General features: G+C 72.0%; 15 protein-coding genes. 11 read left to right on the forward strand and 4 right to left on the reverse strand.

Annotated elements, in window-relative coordinates:
- Positions 1 to 64: 64 nt before the first annotated feature.
- The 6 genes from DEJ14_RS03200 (at position 65) to DEJ14_RS03225 (ending at position 4,715) form a co-directional block, all read left to right on the forward strand.
- A complete protein-coding gene (locus tag DEJ14_RS03200; RefSeq protein ID WP_146249765.1) occupies positions 65 to 343 on the forward strand; it encodes a hypothetical protein in 279 nt (92 codons plus the stop codon).
- Entirely contained in the window at positions 344 to 955 is a 612-nt protein-coding gene (locus DEJ14_RS03205) for a hypothetical protein (protein WP_111085583.1), read from the forward strand.
- Positions 955 to 1,998 carry a peptidoglycan-binding domain-containing protein gene (locus tag DEJ14_RS03210; RefSeq protein WP_111085582.1) on the forward strand — a complete coding sequence of 348 codons (1,044 nt, stop codon included), beginning with the start codon at positions 955 to 957 and terminating at the stop codon, positions 1,996 to 1,998. The genes DEJ14_RS03205 and DEJ14_RS03210 overlap by 1 nt, the downstream gene beginning before the upstream one ends.
- Complete coding sequence (locus tag DEJ14_RS03215; protein ID WP_111085581.1) at positions 1,989 to 2,591, forward strand: ATP-binding cassette domain-containing protein; 603 nt, start codon at positions 1,989 to 1,991, stop codon at positions 2,589 to 2,591. The genes DEJ14_RS03210 and DEJ14_RS03215 overlap by 10 nt, the downstream gene beginning before the upstream one ends.
- Positions 2,588 to 3,679 (forward strand): hypothetical protein, encoded by a 1,092-nt coding sequence (locus DEJ14_RS03220; RefSeq protein ID WP_146249764.1) that lies wholly within the window; start codon positions 2,588 to 2,590, stop codon positions 3,677 to 3,679. The genes DEJ14_RS03215 and DEJ14_RS03220 overlap by 4 nt, the downstream gene beginning before the upstream one ends.
- 151 nt (positions 3,680 to 3,830) lie before the next feature.
- Entirely contained in the window at positions 3,831 to 4,715 is an 885-nt protein-coding gene (locus DEJ14_RS03225; protein WP_111085579.1) for a VOC family protein, read from the forward strand.
- A gap of 95 nt (positions 4,716 to 4,810) precedes the next feature.
- Here DEJ14_RS03225 and DEJ14_RS03230 read toward each other — a convergent pair whose 3' ends face one another.
- A complete protein-coding gene (locus DEJ14_RS03230) occupies positions 4,811 to 5,596 on the reverse strand; it encodes an SDR family oxidoreductase (protein ID WP_111085578.1) in 786 nt (261 codons plus the stop codon).
- Between the two features lie 127 nt (positions 5,597 to 5,723).
- Here DEJ14_RS03230 and DEJ14_RS03235 point away from each other — a divergent pair, with 127 nt between their 5' ends.
- The 3 genes from DEJ14_RS03235 to DEJ14_RS03245 all read left to right on the forward strand — a co-directional run bounded on the left by DEJ14_RS03235 (position 5,724) and on the right by DEJ14_RS03245 (position 7,872).
- Positions 5,724 to 6,284: a hypothetical protein gene (locus DEJ14_RS03235; protein WP_111085577.1), complete on the forward strand. Its 561-nt coding sequence runs from the start codon at positions 5,724 to 5,726 to the stop codon at positions 6,282 to 6,284.
- Positions 6,281 to 6,901 carry a signal peptidase I gene (gene lepB, locus DEJ14_RS03240; protein ID WP_111085576.1) on the forward strand — a complete coding sequence of 207 codons (621 nt, stop codon included), beginning with the start codon at positions 6,281 to 6,283 and terminating at the stop codon, positions 6,899 to 6,901. Before DEJ14_RS03235 ends, lepB begins: the two co-directional genes overlap by 4 nt.
- A gap of 137 nt (positions 6,902 to 7,038) precedes the next feature.
- On the forward strand, positions 7,039 to 7,872 hold the full coding sequence (locus tag DEJ14_RS03245; RefSeq protein ID WP_111085575.1) for a helix-turn-helix transcriptional regulator: 834 nt from the start codon (positions 7,039 to 7,041) through the stop codon (positions 7,870 to 7,872).
- 12 nt (positions 7,873 to 7,884) lie between these two features.
- Here the strand turns inward: DEJ14_RS03245 and DEJ14_RS03250 are convergent, their stop codons facing one another.
- Positions 7,885 to 8,205, reverse strand: a complete 321-nt coding sequence (locus DEJ14_RS03250; protein ID WP_111085574.1) for a hypothetical protein — start codon at positions 8,203 to 8,205, stop codon at positions 7,885 to 7,887.
- A gap of 141 nt (positions 8,206 to 8,346) precedes the next feature.
- Here DEJ14_RS03250 and DEJ14_RS03255 point away from each other — a divergent pair, with 141 nt between their 5' ends.
- Positions 8,347 to 9,552 carry a PP2C family protein-serine/threonine phosphatase gene (locus tag DEJ14_RS03255; RefSeq protein ID WP_111085573.1) on the forward strand — a complete coding sequence of 402 codons (1,206 nt, stop codon included), beginning with the start codon at positions 8,347 to 8,349 and terminating at the stop codon, positions 9,550 to 9,552.
- A 234-nt stretch (positions 9,553 to 9,786) separates the two neighbouring features.
- On the opposite strand, the gene DEJ14_RS03260 is transcribed toward DEJ14_RS03255, so the two are convergent.
- Both DEJ14_RS03260 and purD read right to left on the reverse strand, forming a co-directional pair.
- On the reverse strand, positions 9,787 to 10,656 hold the full coding sequence (locus DEJ14_RS03260) for a phosphoribosylaminoimidazolesuccinocarboxamide synthase (protein ID WP_111085572.1): 870 nt from the start codon (positions 10,654 to 10,656) through the stop codon (positions 9,787 to 9,789).
- Positions 10,653 to 11,921 (reverse strand): phosphoribosylamine--glycine ligase, encoded by a 1,269-nt coding sequence (gene purD, locus DEJ14_RS03265; RefSeq protein WP_111085571.1) that lies wholly within the window; start codon positions 11,919 to 11,921, stop codon positions 10,653 to 10,655. Before purD ends, DEJ14_RS03260 begins: the two co-directional genes overlap by 4 nt.
- 59 nt (positions 11,922 to 11,980) lie before the next feature.
- Between purD and DEJ14_RS03270 the strand changes: the two genes are divergently transcribed.
- Positions 11,981 to 12,343, forward strand: a complete 363-nt coding sequence (locus DEJ14_RS03270) for a sterol carrier family protein (RefSeq protein ID WP_111085605.1) — start codon at positions 11,981 to 11,983, stop codon at positions 12,341 to 12,343.
- The last annotated feature ends 166 nt before the right edge of the window (positions 12,344 to 12,509 follow it).

Here is a 12,509-nt window from a genome sequence, read left to right on the forward strand (position 1 = left end):
TACTGAACGGTAATACGTTAACGGTGACATCGGAGTGATGTCGCAACGAAAGGGGAGATCGATGTTGATCAAGAACGTCGTGCTGGGTGCGGTCGCGCTGGGGAGTGTCGTGGGCGGTGGGATCGCGGTCGACACCGTGACGGCGCCGGAGGCGAGTGCTGCGTGCTACGGGTCGGTGACGTTGATGAAGGGGAAGAACAACTCCTGCGGCAACGGCGCGCGCCACTGGAACGCGATCAGGAACGCCCCCTCGAAGTACGGGGACTGGGTTGGCAAGGGCCGGGTTTCGGCCCAGAAGCTCTGCTGGGCGAACGTCGTTTCGTACGGCATGACGGCGCGGTAGATGCCCCGTCTGCTCGGTGTCCGCGGCGCCGTGTGCGTCGCGGTCGCCGCAGTCCTCGTCCTTTCTGGCTGCAGCCCCACTGCGGAGACCTCGAGGTCGTCGTCGAAGGCGACCCTTGAGTCGGCCGGGCCCTGGGCCGAAGAGTTCCGAGCCGCGCTCGATGACGGCGTGTCGGACTTCGAGTTCGAGATCCTCGCCGACGGTGACGTGACCACGGCCGAGCTCGAGGCCGCGCACGAGCGCGTGGGTCGGTGCCTCGCGGACTCCGGACTGCGGATCGACTACGACCCGGACGGTGGATTCGGCCTCGAATCGATCGATGGACGGTACCCCGACGACTTCTTCGAGCGCTCGGACCCGATCCTCCGAAGATGCGAGCAGACCGCCGACGAGTACGTCACGCAGCTCTTCGAGGAGACACGTCGCAATCCTCGACGTCTCGATGACGCGAAAATCACGGTTCCCTGCCTACGAGAAGCCGGTCTGGTTGGAAGGGGCTACACCGAGGAACAGTGGCGGAAGGACTACGACGCCGACACGTTGCCGTTCGACGAGACCAGCGATGCTGCGATCCAGTGCCGTTTGGATCCGCTCGGGCTCTGGCGGCGGTGATGCGCTTCCCGTCTGCCGCGCTCCTGGCGCTCGGGGCGATGGTGGTCGCGGCTTCGACGGCCGCCGCCATCGTGGTCGCTGTACCGGCCGAGGTCCCGGCTGCACTCCGGACGGCGACCCCCGCGAGCACTGTGCAGGTGACCGAGCGTACCGATGCCGATGAACGACAGGTGCAGCTCGCACTCGACACCGGTGCCCCGCGGGCGGTCGTGACGTCGCGGACCGGCACGGTGACGACGTCGACGTGCTCGACCGGGGTACCCGTGCGGAGCGGGGACGTCCTCGCGCGGCTCGACGGGCGGCCGGTGATCGCGCTCGCCAGTGACGAGCCGCTGTGGCGCGACCTCGAGCTCGGCGACCGCGGGGCCGACGTCACGGGGCTGCAGCGGGAACTCACGCGCCTCGGTGCCGGACTGAGCATCGACGGCGTCCTCGGCCCGGGCACGCTCCGAGCTGCGCGCCAGTTCCTGGTCGACCGAGGTGTCGACCGCGACGACCTGCCCGACGACGTCGTGCCGCGGGACCCCTTCGCATGGGTGCCAGCCGCGGAGAACGCCGTCCTGGGGTGCGTGGCCGTCGTCGGGGCAGCGGTCGGCGCCGACGGTGTCCTCGTCGAACTCCCGGCCGAACTCCGCGGCGCGCGCATCGAGGCGCTCCCGGTCGATCCGGCGCCGGGGGAGCGCGTGCTCCGGATCGGGACCGCCGACGTCCCGATCGACGCCGCCGGCGTGGTCTCGTCGCCGACGGCCCTCGCCGCGATCACCGCCCTGCCGGAGTACGCGGCGACGGTCGCTTCGGCGGACGGCGCACCGACGGTGGCCGCGACGTGGACCCTCAGTCGCCCGCGGACCGTCCAGGTGGTGCCACCGACGGCCCTCTGGGACATCGAGGGCGACTCGGCGTGCGTGCAACCGAGGACGGGGCAGTCACTCCGGGTCGAGGTCCTCGGGTCGGAACTCGGGCAGTCGTTCGTCCGGGTGCCCGGCGGACGAACGCTCGACCGGATCCGTGCTGCGCCGGACCGGTCCAGCTCGTGTCGGTGACGCTCGAGGGCGTCGGGCACGCCTGGCCGAACGGCACCGTGTTGTTCGACCGCGTCGACCGCGCCTTCGCCGAGGGGACCGTGACCGCGGTCGTCGGGCCGAGCGGTTCCGGCAAGTCCACGCTGCTCGCGATCCTCGCCGGGATGCTCCGTCCGACACGCGGTGCCGCCGTCCGTCCGCCGGGCTGTCGGCCGCTCTGGGTGTTCCAGAACCCGTACGGGGTGGCCCGCCGCCTCGTGCTCGACCACGTCGCGCTGCCGTTCGTCGCCCAGGGCGCGGATCGTCGGACCGCGGACGTCCGGGCGCTCGAGGTCCTCGAGCGCTTCGGGCTCGGCTCGCGGGCGCACGCACGGTTCGCCGAGCTGTCCGGTGGCGAGGCACAACGCCTGATGCTCGCGCGCGCGATCGCGAGTGCGCCGGGTCTGATGCTGGTCGACGAGCCGACGGCGCAACTCGACCGGGCGACCGCGATCGAGGTGAACCGTGGGATCGGTGCGCTCGCCGCGTCGGGGACGGTCGTCGTTGTCGCCACGCACGACGACGCGACCCGTGACGCCTGCGACGGAGTGCTCGACCTCGGGCGGTACCGATGAGCCCCCGCCGGATGCAGGTGACCGAGGTCTGGCGGGAGGCGTGGCGTGACATCGCCTCCGGAGCTTCGTGGGCAGCCGTGACCGCTGTCGTCCTCGCGGTGCTGCTCGGCGGTGTCGTGGGCATGCGCGCCGCAGCGGTCGCCGATGACGTCCGAGCGGCTGCGGCGTTCGTCGCGAGCGGTGCGGCGACGACCGTCCAGCGGGCCGAGGGCCGGATCGACGGCCGCGTGTGCGATGCCCTCGCGGATGCCGAAGGGGTCATCGCGTCCGGTGCGTTCCGGCGCCTCGACGCCGGGGTCGTCCCCGCCGCGCTGCCGGGCTCGGCGATCCCGACCTACGAGGTGACCGCCGGGGTGCGTGGCCTGCTCGGCGGCTCGGCTGCCGACGGGGCCGCGGGAGTGATCGTCTCGCCCACGGTGCACGAGACCCTGGGTCTTGCTGCCGGCGATCGCCTCGTGACGGTGGGCGGCGCGGTCACCGGAGTCTCCGGTGTGTACGTCCACCCCGACGACGGCCGGGACCCCGACCTGGAGTACGCGGTCCTCGCGCCGACGGTGGACGACGGGTCGCCGTTCGACGCCTGCTGGGCGACGGTGTGGCCGCAGCGCGACGACACGGTCTCGATGCTCCGGCGCACCGTTCTGCCGGCGAGCGGGGCCGAGGGCGAAGACCGACCGACAGCCGGGCAGCTCAACCCGACGCTGGGTGCGGTCTTCACCCCCGCGGCACGGCAGCCGGTGCTCGTCCCGTTCGGTGCAGCGGCCCTCGTGGGGCTGACGATCGGCGCGGCAGCGGTCGCACGACGCCGGCTCGCCCTGGCCTCCGACCGGCACGTCGGGGTACCGCGGAGCGCGCGGGTCCTCGGCATCGTCCTGCAGCACCTGGTCTGGGGGTCGGTCGGGGCCGTGGTCGCGACGAGCGTCGCGGTGGTGTCGGTGCGTGGCCTCGACGTCGAGGACGCGCTGCCGATCGTGCGCGAGGCGATCGCGATCGCGGCACTCGGCCTCGTCGGCGTGCTCCTCGGTGGGGCGCTCGCCGCAGCCGCGATCCGCGAGCGCGCGCTGCACCGCTACTTCCGCTCCCGCTGACCGCAGCTGGGTGCTGCGCCACGTCAGTTCGCGTCGAGCGACACATCTCGGGCGCCGGGCCGCGAGCAGTGTCGCCCACCACGAGACTCGCTGCGACCACCGACGGACCCATTTGGTTGACGCGTCAACCAAATGGGCGCACACTGGTGCCATGCACACGCAGGACCTCCTCGCCGCCGACACCGGGATGGGTGCCGTCACCCTCCGCGTCGCGAACCTCGACCGGATGATCGGCTACTACCGCGACGGCGTCCAGCTCTCGCTGCTCTCGAACGAGGGCGGTGTCGCCGTGCTGGGGCGACCGGGCGCCGGGGGTCTGGCGATCCCGATCGTGATCCTCGAGCACGCGCCGTCGATGCAGCACGCCGGTCCGCACGACGCCGGCCTGTTCCACACCGCGATCCTGTTCGACACGAGGGCCGACCTGGCCGCCGCGCTGTACTCGGTCGCGACGAAGTTCCCACAGACCTTCACCGGCAGTGCCGACCACCTGGTGAGCAACGCGTTCTACTTCACCGATCCCGAGGGCAACGGCGTCGAGCTGTACTGGGACCGCGACCGCACGGAGTGGTCGTGGACGCACGGCATGGTCGACATGGACACGAAGTACGTCGACCCGAACGCGTTCCTGCAGGAGCACCTGACGGCCGAGGCGCTGGAGTCCGCGCCGAACGCGCCGGGTCGGGTCGGTCACGTGCACCTGTCGGTCGGCGACGTCGCCAGCGCGAAGGACTTCTACGTCGACAAGCTCGGCTTCGCGACGACGGCCGGGTGGGGCGAGGCCCTGTTCGTCAGCGCCGGCGGCTACCACCACCACATGGCGATGAACACCTGGAACTCCCGCGGGGCCGGGCGCCGCCAGCTCGCGCTCGGGCTGGGGCTCGTGCGGATCGAGGTGCCTGGGTCGGACGACCTCGGTGCCCTCGTCGCACGCATGCACGACACCGGGGTGCAGACAGCGGACGACGGCCGGACGGTCGCGTTCGAGGACCCGTGGGCGAACCGCATCGAGGTGACCGCGCCCGGTCGCGGCTGAGCCCGCGGGGCGGCCGAGACTCGGGCTGAGCGACTGTTCTCGCGGCCTGGGCCACGAGAAGTGTCGCTGACCCCGAGACTCGGCGCCTGCCCGCGTCACGCGCGGTTCGAGATCCCGCCGTCCGACGTCAGCAGCTGCCCGTTCACCCAGCGCCCCTGCTCCGAGCAGAGGAACCCGACGAGTGCAGCGGTGTCCGACGGTCGTCCGAGTCGGCCGAGCGGCGTGCCCTCGACCGCCCAGCGCTTGACGTCGTCGGACATCCACCCGGTGTCGTTCGGGCCGGGGTTCACCACGTTCGCACTGACGCCGAGGCTACCGAGCTCCTTCGCAGCACCGAACACGAGTCGGTCGAGCGCCCCCTTCGACGCCCCGTACGGCAGGTTGTACGCGATGTGGTCGCTCGTCAGCGCGACGATCCGCCGGCGGACCCGCGGTGCGGCGTCGCCAGCGCGTTCGAGTGCGGCCGCGTACGCCTGCACGAGCAGGAACGGTGCGCGGGCGTTGACCGCGAAGTGCCGGTCCCACGACTCGACCGTCGTGGTGCGGACGTCCGAGTCGACCGATTCGCAGTGCGACATCACCAGGGCGGTGACTGGTGCGCCCGCTTCGGTCTCGGCGCGGCCGACCAGGGCGGCCGCCTGGTCCGGGTCCTCCAGGTCGACCGGGAGGCGCGTCACGCGTGCACCCACCGACTCGCAATCCTGCACGACGGATTCGACCCCGTCGGGATCCGCCCCACCGCTCACGCGGTCGTCGTACGGGCCCCACCACGAGATGGCCAGGTCCCAGCCGTCGGTCGCCAGACGGGTGGCGAGCGCCGCGCCGATGCCGGCTCTGCGGCCCACGCCGGTCACCAGGGCGAGTGGTCGTGCGGACGTCATACGGGCCTCCTGTCCGGTGCGCCGTCGCACCGATCGCCACCCAGTCTGCCGGAACCGGCCACGCGCGTGGCCATCGCACTCGGCGTCCTGTCGGCGAGGACCGGCACGCGAGGGCCAAGATGGACGGATGCCACGCACACGACCACCGCTCGGACGCGGACCCCGCGGCGGTCGTCCGGACCCGCGCGACCTGCCGATCGAGCACGTCCGCGACCGGATGTCGTCCTACATCTACGGCAACATCACGGTGCTCGCCGCCGCGATCGCCGTCGACCCGGCCGCGATCCAACACGGTTCGGCGGTCTGGGCCGTCCTGGCGACCGCGGTCCTGACCTACCTGGCGCACGTGCTCGCGCACCTGGTGGCGCACGGCCTCGGCGGCGACGACTCCCAGACCGACGACGCCCGGCGCGAATCGGTCGTGACCATCATGCGGAACGCGAACCCGATCGCGACGTCCGGGCTCATCCCCGCGGTGCTGTACGCGGTGGCGTGGATCGGGTGGATCCCGACGGGGTGGGCGCAGACGGCCGCCCTCGTCATCCTGGTCGTGCGCATCGGGATGGTCGGCGTCTTCATGCAGCGGTTCAGCGGCAAGCGGCCCACGTTCCTCGGGCTCTGGGGTGGCATCGTGCTGGCCGCCGTGGCGTTCGTGATCGGTCTCGTGAAGGTGGTGTTGACGCATTGAGTGCCACCGAGTCCGAGCCGAAGCCGAAGCGGGCCGGCTGGAGGTTCCTCCGCGACCTCGTCGTCATCGTCGTCGTGGCGCTGCTGGCGTCGTTCCTGGTGAAGACCTACCTGGTCCGGTCCTTCTACATCCCGTCCGCGTCGATGGAGAACACGCTGCTCATCGGCGACCGTGTGCTCGTCAACGAACTCGTCCCCGGCGCCGTCCCCCTGCAGCGTGGTGACGTCGTCGTGTTCGAGGACCCGGGCGGCTGGCTCGGCACCGGGCAGGGCGACGACCTGATCAAGCGCGTGATCGGCCTGCCCGGCGACACCGTCTCGTGCTGCGGCACCGGTGGTCGGCTGTCCGTGAACGGCCACCCGGTCGACGAACCCTACGTGGTGCCCGAGATCGGGTCGGACCGGGTCTCCGGCACCGACTTCGACATCACCGTGCCGAAGGGGCGCATCTGGGTGATGGGCGACAACCGGTATAACTCGGCGGACTCCCGTGTGCACGGCACGGTGCCGGTCGACGACGTGGTCGGTCGTGCGTTCATCACCACGTGGCCGGTGTCACGGTGGACGGTGCTCTCGCGGTACGCCGACGAGTGGGACCAGGTGCCGGACCCGTCCTGAGCGGTCCTGAGCGGCCTTGAGCGGTCCGGGGCGGTCGTTGCCCGCCCCGGTCGTCCGGTGCGGTAGCGTTCCGATTCCCGTGCCGGACCGTCCGCAGCGGGGTGAGCGGAGGCACTGTTCCGATGGACGCTGCGCCCATGGACTACGTGACCGGGGGTGACGCAGAGCTGTCGATCCGGCGCATCGGGACGCACGGACACCGCTCCGGCACGATCGGCCCCCGACCGGACCACGTGGTCTTCTGGCTCGCCGACGGCCGTGCCCGCCTGACCGCGGACGACGGCTCGAGCTGGGACGTCGGCGCCGAACGCCCGATGATGCTCTCCGCCTCGGTCGCGTACGGCTTCGACACCGACGCCACGGCGATGACCCTGCTGCACCTGTCGCCGGCGTTGCTCGGCGGACGCGACGGCGGCGGCGGCGACCGCGACGGCGGCGACCGCGGCGGCGGCCCAGCGGCCGAGTTCCGGCAACCGGACGCCGCCGACCCTCGGATCGAACCCCTCCGAGCACTGCTCCGCGACGTCACCGGTCGCGTCCTCGACCCCGCGCTGCCGGCCGACGAGCGGGCTGCCCTGAACCGACGCATCGCGACGGTCGTGCTGTCGACGTTCTCACCGTCGCGATCCGACGTCGAGCACCGGATGCGTCGTGCGATCCGCTTCGTGCACGACCAGGCCGACCGGCCGCTCTCGGTGGGCGACATCGCGGACTCGTGCGGCCTGAGCGAGCGCGGCGTGCAGGACCTCTTCCGCCGGCGGCTCGCGGTGACACCGATGCAGTACCTGCGCGAGGTCCGGCTCGACCGGGTCCACCTCGAACTCGGCCGATCGCGTTCGGGCGCGCTGCTGGTGAGCGACGTCGCCCGGCGCTGGCAGTTCACGCACCTCGGGCGCTTCGCCGCCCACTACCGCGCACGCTTCGGTGAGCAGCCGCACGAGACGATCGCACGGGGTCCCGGCGCGGTCTGAACCGACCCGCGCTCAGCAGCCCGTCGTCGTCAGCGTGACCGTCGCGACGGCGTCGTTCGTCACCGTCGTCGTCTGCGGGCACAGCGAGCCCGCGCGGACGGTCACCTTGCCGAGCGGGACCCCCGCGAAGTCCGCGGTGCCACCGGGGAACACCCGCTGGTGCTCGGAGAGCTTGCCCGTCGAGGCGAAGACCTTGACCTCGTACGGGCGGTCGGCGGCGTTGTCCGACACGGTGACCGAGACCTGACCGGTCGAGTCGTGGGCACCGCACCCCGCGAGCGTCACCAGGGCCGCCGCGGCGAGGGCGACGGCGGGCAGGACACGGCGGGACACGCGTCCAGGGTAGTCCGGCGCCGGGCCGCGCCGGACCAGGGTCGGCCGCCGAACACTCGGCGCGCCTGCCCCGCGGACTGGGGTGGTGCGTCCTCCGTAGTGGGGACAGGACCTGTCCGGTTGGCGCGTTAGCGTGGGTGCATGCACTCGGAGACAGCGACGACCGTCCCAGTCACCGGCGCGCCCGACGCCGTGCGCCGAGCAGCGCTGCTCGCCGCACTCGACGTGGTCGAGGGTGGCGCCGAAGAGCGCTTCGACCGGATCACCCGCATCGCGCGTGAAGCCCTCGGTGTCTCCGGCTCCTTCCTGAACCTGGCGGGCGAGACCTCGCTGACCATCAAGTCCCAACAGAGCGACAGCTACTTCGGACCGGTCATCCCGCTGCAGGACACCTTCTGCGGGCGGACGCTGGGGGAGCGCGGCCCCGTGCTCGTGCCGGATGCGCGCATCGACGCCCGCTACTCCGACATGCCGATGGTCGTCGGCGACCCGAACGTGCGCTTCTACGCCGGGGTCCCGCTGCGGCTCGGCGACGACGACGTCAAGGTCGGCACGCTCTGCCTCATCGACCCGGAACCGCGGACCCTCGACGCCGACGAGGTCGCCCTGCTCCAGGAACTCGGTGTCTGGGCCGAGCGGGAACTTGCAGCCGGCGCCGACGAGGACCGCCTGCGGTCCGTGCTCGCGGGGCTCGAACCCGGCACGGTCGACGTGCCCGGCTACCGGATCGCCGGGCTGTCGGTGCCGCACGGCGTCGTCTCCGGCGACTTCCACGACTGGCACCGTTCGGGTGACGACGCCGTGCACCTGACCGTGGCGGACGTCATGGGCAAGGGCATGTCGGCTGGGCTGCTCGCTGCGAACATCCGCGGTGCACTGCTCGCCCGCGGTGACCTGGCACCCGACGTCGCCGTCGCCGAGCTCGAGGCGCAGGTCGCACCCGACCTCAGCCGCGCCGAGTCGTTCGCGACGATGTTCCACGGCCGGCTCACGCCCTCGACCGGCCGGATCGACTTCACCGACGCCGGACACGGACTCGTCCTGCAGCTCCGCGACGACGGCGCCGAGCGGATCCTGCGGTCGTCGGACCTGCCGATCGGGCTGCACCCCGCGGGCATCGAACGTGCCTCCGGGTCGCTCGTCATGCGTCCGGGTGACGTGGTCATCGTGGTCAGCGACGGCGCGCTCGAGCTGTGGGACTCCACGCTCGCGTCACTGTCGCAGCTCGGGGTGCTCTACCGCGGGTCGCCGGACATCGCGACGTTCCTGCAGCGGGTGCGGTCGCGTGCGGTCGACCACGACCCGGGCGACGACCTGACCGTCGTCGTCGTCGCGCGCGAGCTCTGACGACGAGCCGTCGGCAGGCCGTGCGCCGGTCGTCGGTAGGTCAGGACTGGTCGCTCGTCGACTGGTCACGACGTGCCGTCGGCGCGCCGCCGGGCGGTCACGAACGGTCGGGCGGCGGGGGTCTGAACGACGGCTCGTGACCGGTCGCCGGATGTGAGCGGGGTGTCGTGACCGGTCGGGGCCCGGTCGGGGCACGCTCGGGGCACGCAGCAGCAGGCCCGCAGCAGGAATCAGCTAGGCGCCGAGGCGCTCGATGAGCTCGGCGTAGCGCGCGGCGGTGCGGGACACGATCGCCTCGGGCAGCACCGGGGGCGTGCCCTGGCGGTCCCAGTTGGCGCTGAGCCAGTCGCGCACGATCTGCTTGTCGAAGGAGTCCGTCCGACCGTCGGCCCGGGCGTCCCAGTACCGGCTCGAATCGCTGGTCAGGACCTCGTCCGCGATCCGGATCCGGCCGTCGGCGTCCTGCCCGAACTCGAACTTGGTGTCCGCGATCACGACGTCGCGCTCGAGGGCGATCGCCGCCGCCTCGGTGTACACGTGCAGCGACAGGTCGCGCAGGGTCGCCGCGACCTCGGCGCCGACCAGGTCGACGGTCTGCTCGTACGAGATGTTCTCGTCGTGCTCACCCTGCGGTGCCTTGTGGGCAGGGGTGTAGATCGGCTCGGGCAAGCGGTCGCCGTTCGACAGCCCGTCGGGCAGGGCGACGCCGCAGACGCTGCCGGTCTGCTGGTACTCGGCCCAGCCGCTGCCGACCAGGTACCCGCGCACGACGCACTCGACGGGGAACATCTCGAGCGGCATGACGTGCATCGACCGCGACTCGACCTCGGCCGGCACGGGGGTGCCACCGGACGACGGGCCGATGATGTGGTTCGGGACGTCGCTCAGCTGCGTGAACCAGAAGCGCGACAGGCGGGTGAGCAGCTCGCCCTTGCCCGGGATCGGTGGCTCGAGTGCGAAGTCGTAGGCGCTGACCCGGTCGGACGCAACGAGCAGCAGCTCGGACGCACTCTGGATGTCGGCGGTACCGGTCGGCACGTAGAGCTCGCGGACCTTGCCCGACGAGACGTGGTCCCAGCCGGCGATCACGGGCGCGGCGCTCATCGGGTGACCTTCGCGGCGATGTCGGTGCGGTACTGCGCGCCCTGCAGGGTGATGTCGCCGAGGCCCGCGTAGGCGCGCTCCCGTGCCTGGGTGAAGTCGGCTCCGGTCGCGACGACGCTGAGCACGCGACCGCCGGTGGCGACGAGCGTGTCGTCGAGCACCCCGGTGGCGGCGTGTGCGACGGAGACGCCGTCGCGGGCGTTCGCGGCGTCGATGCCGGTGATCGGACGGCCGGTCTGCGGGTTCTCCGGGTAGCCCTCGCTCGCGAGCACGACCGTGACCGCCGCATCCGGACGGAACGAGGGTGCCGGGGTGCCCCCGAGCTGGCCCGTCGCGGCGGCGAGCAGCAGTCCGCTCAGCGGCGTCGCCAGGCGGGGGAGGACGACCTGGGTCTCCGGGTCGCCGAAGCGTGCGTTGAACTCGATGACCCGGACGCCCTGCTCGGTGACGATGAGCCCGCAGTAGAGCAGCCCGACGAACGGGGTGCCCTCGTGCTCGAGGCGACGGACGGTGGGCAGCGCGACCAGCTCGGTGACCTCGTCGACGAAGGCCTGTTCGGACGCCCAACGATCGGCCAGCCACGGCAGCGGCGAGTACGCGCCCATGCCGCCGGTGTTCGGCCCGAGGTCGCCGTCGGCCAGGCGCTTGTAGTCCTGCGCGGGGCTGAGCGGGCGGACGTCGTGGCCGTCGCTCAGGAAGAACAGCGAGACCTCTTCGCCGTCGAGGAACTCCTCGACCACGACGTGTCCGTGCTGCAGCCAGTAGGTGGCGTGGTCGATCGCGGCCTGACGGTCCTCGGTCACGAGGACGCCCTTGCCCGCGGCCAGCCCGTCGGCCTTCACGACGTACGGTGCGCCGAGCTCGTCGATCGCGGCGACGGCCTCTTCCGCCGTGCCGGCGTACACCGGGCGGCCGGTGGGCACGTTCGCCTCGGACATGATGCGCTTGGCGAAGGCCTTCGAGCCCTCGAGCTGCGCGGCGGCCTTGCCCGGCCCGAAGACCGGGATGCCCCGGGTGCGGACGGGGTCGGCCACACCGGCGATGAGCGGTGCTTCGGGCCCGACGACGACCAGCTCGACGCCGTTCTCGATCGCGTACTCGGCGACGAGTGCACCGTTGGTGGGGTCGAGGGAGACGGTCTCGACGTCGGCGGCGATGCCGGCGTTGCCGGGAGCAGCCGTGATGACGTGGCCCGCCTGTTCAGCGAGGAGGGCCGTGATGATCGCGTGCTCGCGGGCACCGGAACCGAGGACGAGGATTCGCACCCGATCACCCTACCGATCAGGACTCGCCCCCCGCGAGGCGACGGCTAGCATCTGTGGAGATGCCACCCAGGAGGATCGAGGACGCCGCCGGCCGCGCCGCACTGACCGCGGTGCAGCAGGGCGACACGGCACGGGCGACCGTCGCGACGGCCGTCCGGTGGACCCTGCAGCGCCTCGCCGACGACGTGCCGGGCAACAGCGTCGAGGTCCGGGTGCCACCGTTCGCCGCGGTCCAGGCCGTCCCCGGCCCGCGCCACACCCGTGGCACGCCGCCGAACGTGGTCGAGACGGACGCCACGACCTGGCTCGCGCTCGCGACCGCGGAGCTGACCTGGGACGAGGCCGTCGCGCAGTCGCGCGTGAGCGCTTCCGGCTCGCGTGCGGACCTGGCGGCGTTCCTGCCGGTGCGGGTCGAGCTCTAATCGCGTCCAGGAACTCCCTAGGCGGACGAACCGAATTAGGTAGTCCCTACCGATGCGGGCGCATGCACTGCGAACCTACGCTTGAAGTCGCCGGGATTCGGACCCGACCCGAACGGGTCCGAACCCGGCGACAGGGACCAAGGTACGCGATGTTCCACACAACGTG

It is taken from the genome of Curtobacterium sp. MCJR17_020, from assembly GCF_003234365.2.
Lineage (GTDB): Bacteria > Actinomycetota > Actinomycetes > Actinomycetales > Microbacteriaceae > Curtobacterium.

What these genes read in the sequence shown, in the direction of transcription:
- DEJ14_RS03230 (WP_111085578.1), bottom strand. Translation starts at nt 5,596, where the DNA reads ATGACGTCCGCACGACCACTCGCCCTGGTGACCGGCGTGGGCCGCAGA.
- DEJ14_RS03205 (WP_111085583.1), top strand. Translation starts at nt 344, where the DNA reads ATGCCCCGTCTGCTCGGTGTCCGCGGCGCCGTGTGCGTCGCGGTCGCC.
- DEJ14_RS03225 (WP_111085579.1), top strand. Translation starts at nt 3,831, where the DNA reads ATGCACACGCAGGACCTCCTCGCCGCCGACACCGGGATGGGTGCCGTC.
- DEJ14_RS03210 (WP_111085582.1), top strand. Translation starts at nt 955, where the DNA reads ATGCGCTTCCCGTCTGCCGCGCTCCTGGCGCTCGGGGCGATGGTGGTC.
- DEJ14_RS03260 (WP_111085572.1), bottom strand. Translation starts at nt 10,656, where the DNA reads ATGAGCGCCGCGCCCGTGATCGCCGGCTGGGACCACGTCTCGTCGGGC.
- DEJ14_RS03220 (WP_146249764.1), top strand. Translation starts at nt 2,588, where the DNA reads ATGAGCCCCCGCCGGATGCAGGTGACCGAGGTCTGGCGGGAGGCGTGG.
- DEJ14_RS03255 (WP_111085573.1), top strand. Translation starts at nt 8,347, where the DNA reads ATGCACTCGGAGACAGCGACGACCGTCCCAGTCACCGGCGCGCCCGAC.
- DEJ14_RS03245 (WP_111085575.1), top strand. Translation starts at nt 7,039, where the DNA reads ATGGACTACGTGACCGGGGGTGACGCAGAGCTGTCGATCCGGCGCATC.
- DEJ14_RS03235 (WP_111085577.1), top strand. Translation starts at nt 5,724, where the DNA reads ATGCCACGCACACGACCACCGCTCGGACGCGGACCCCGCGGCGGTCGT.
- DEJ14_RS03270 (WP_111085605.1), top strand. Translation starts at nt 11,981, where the DNA reads ATGCCACCCAGGAGGATCGAGGACGCCGCCGGCCGCGCCGCACTGACC.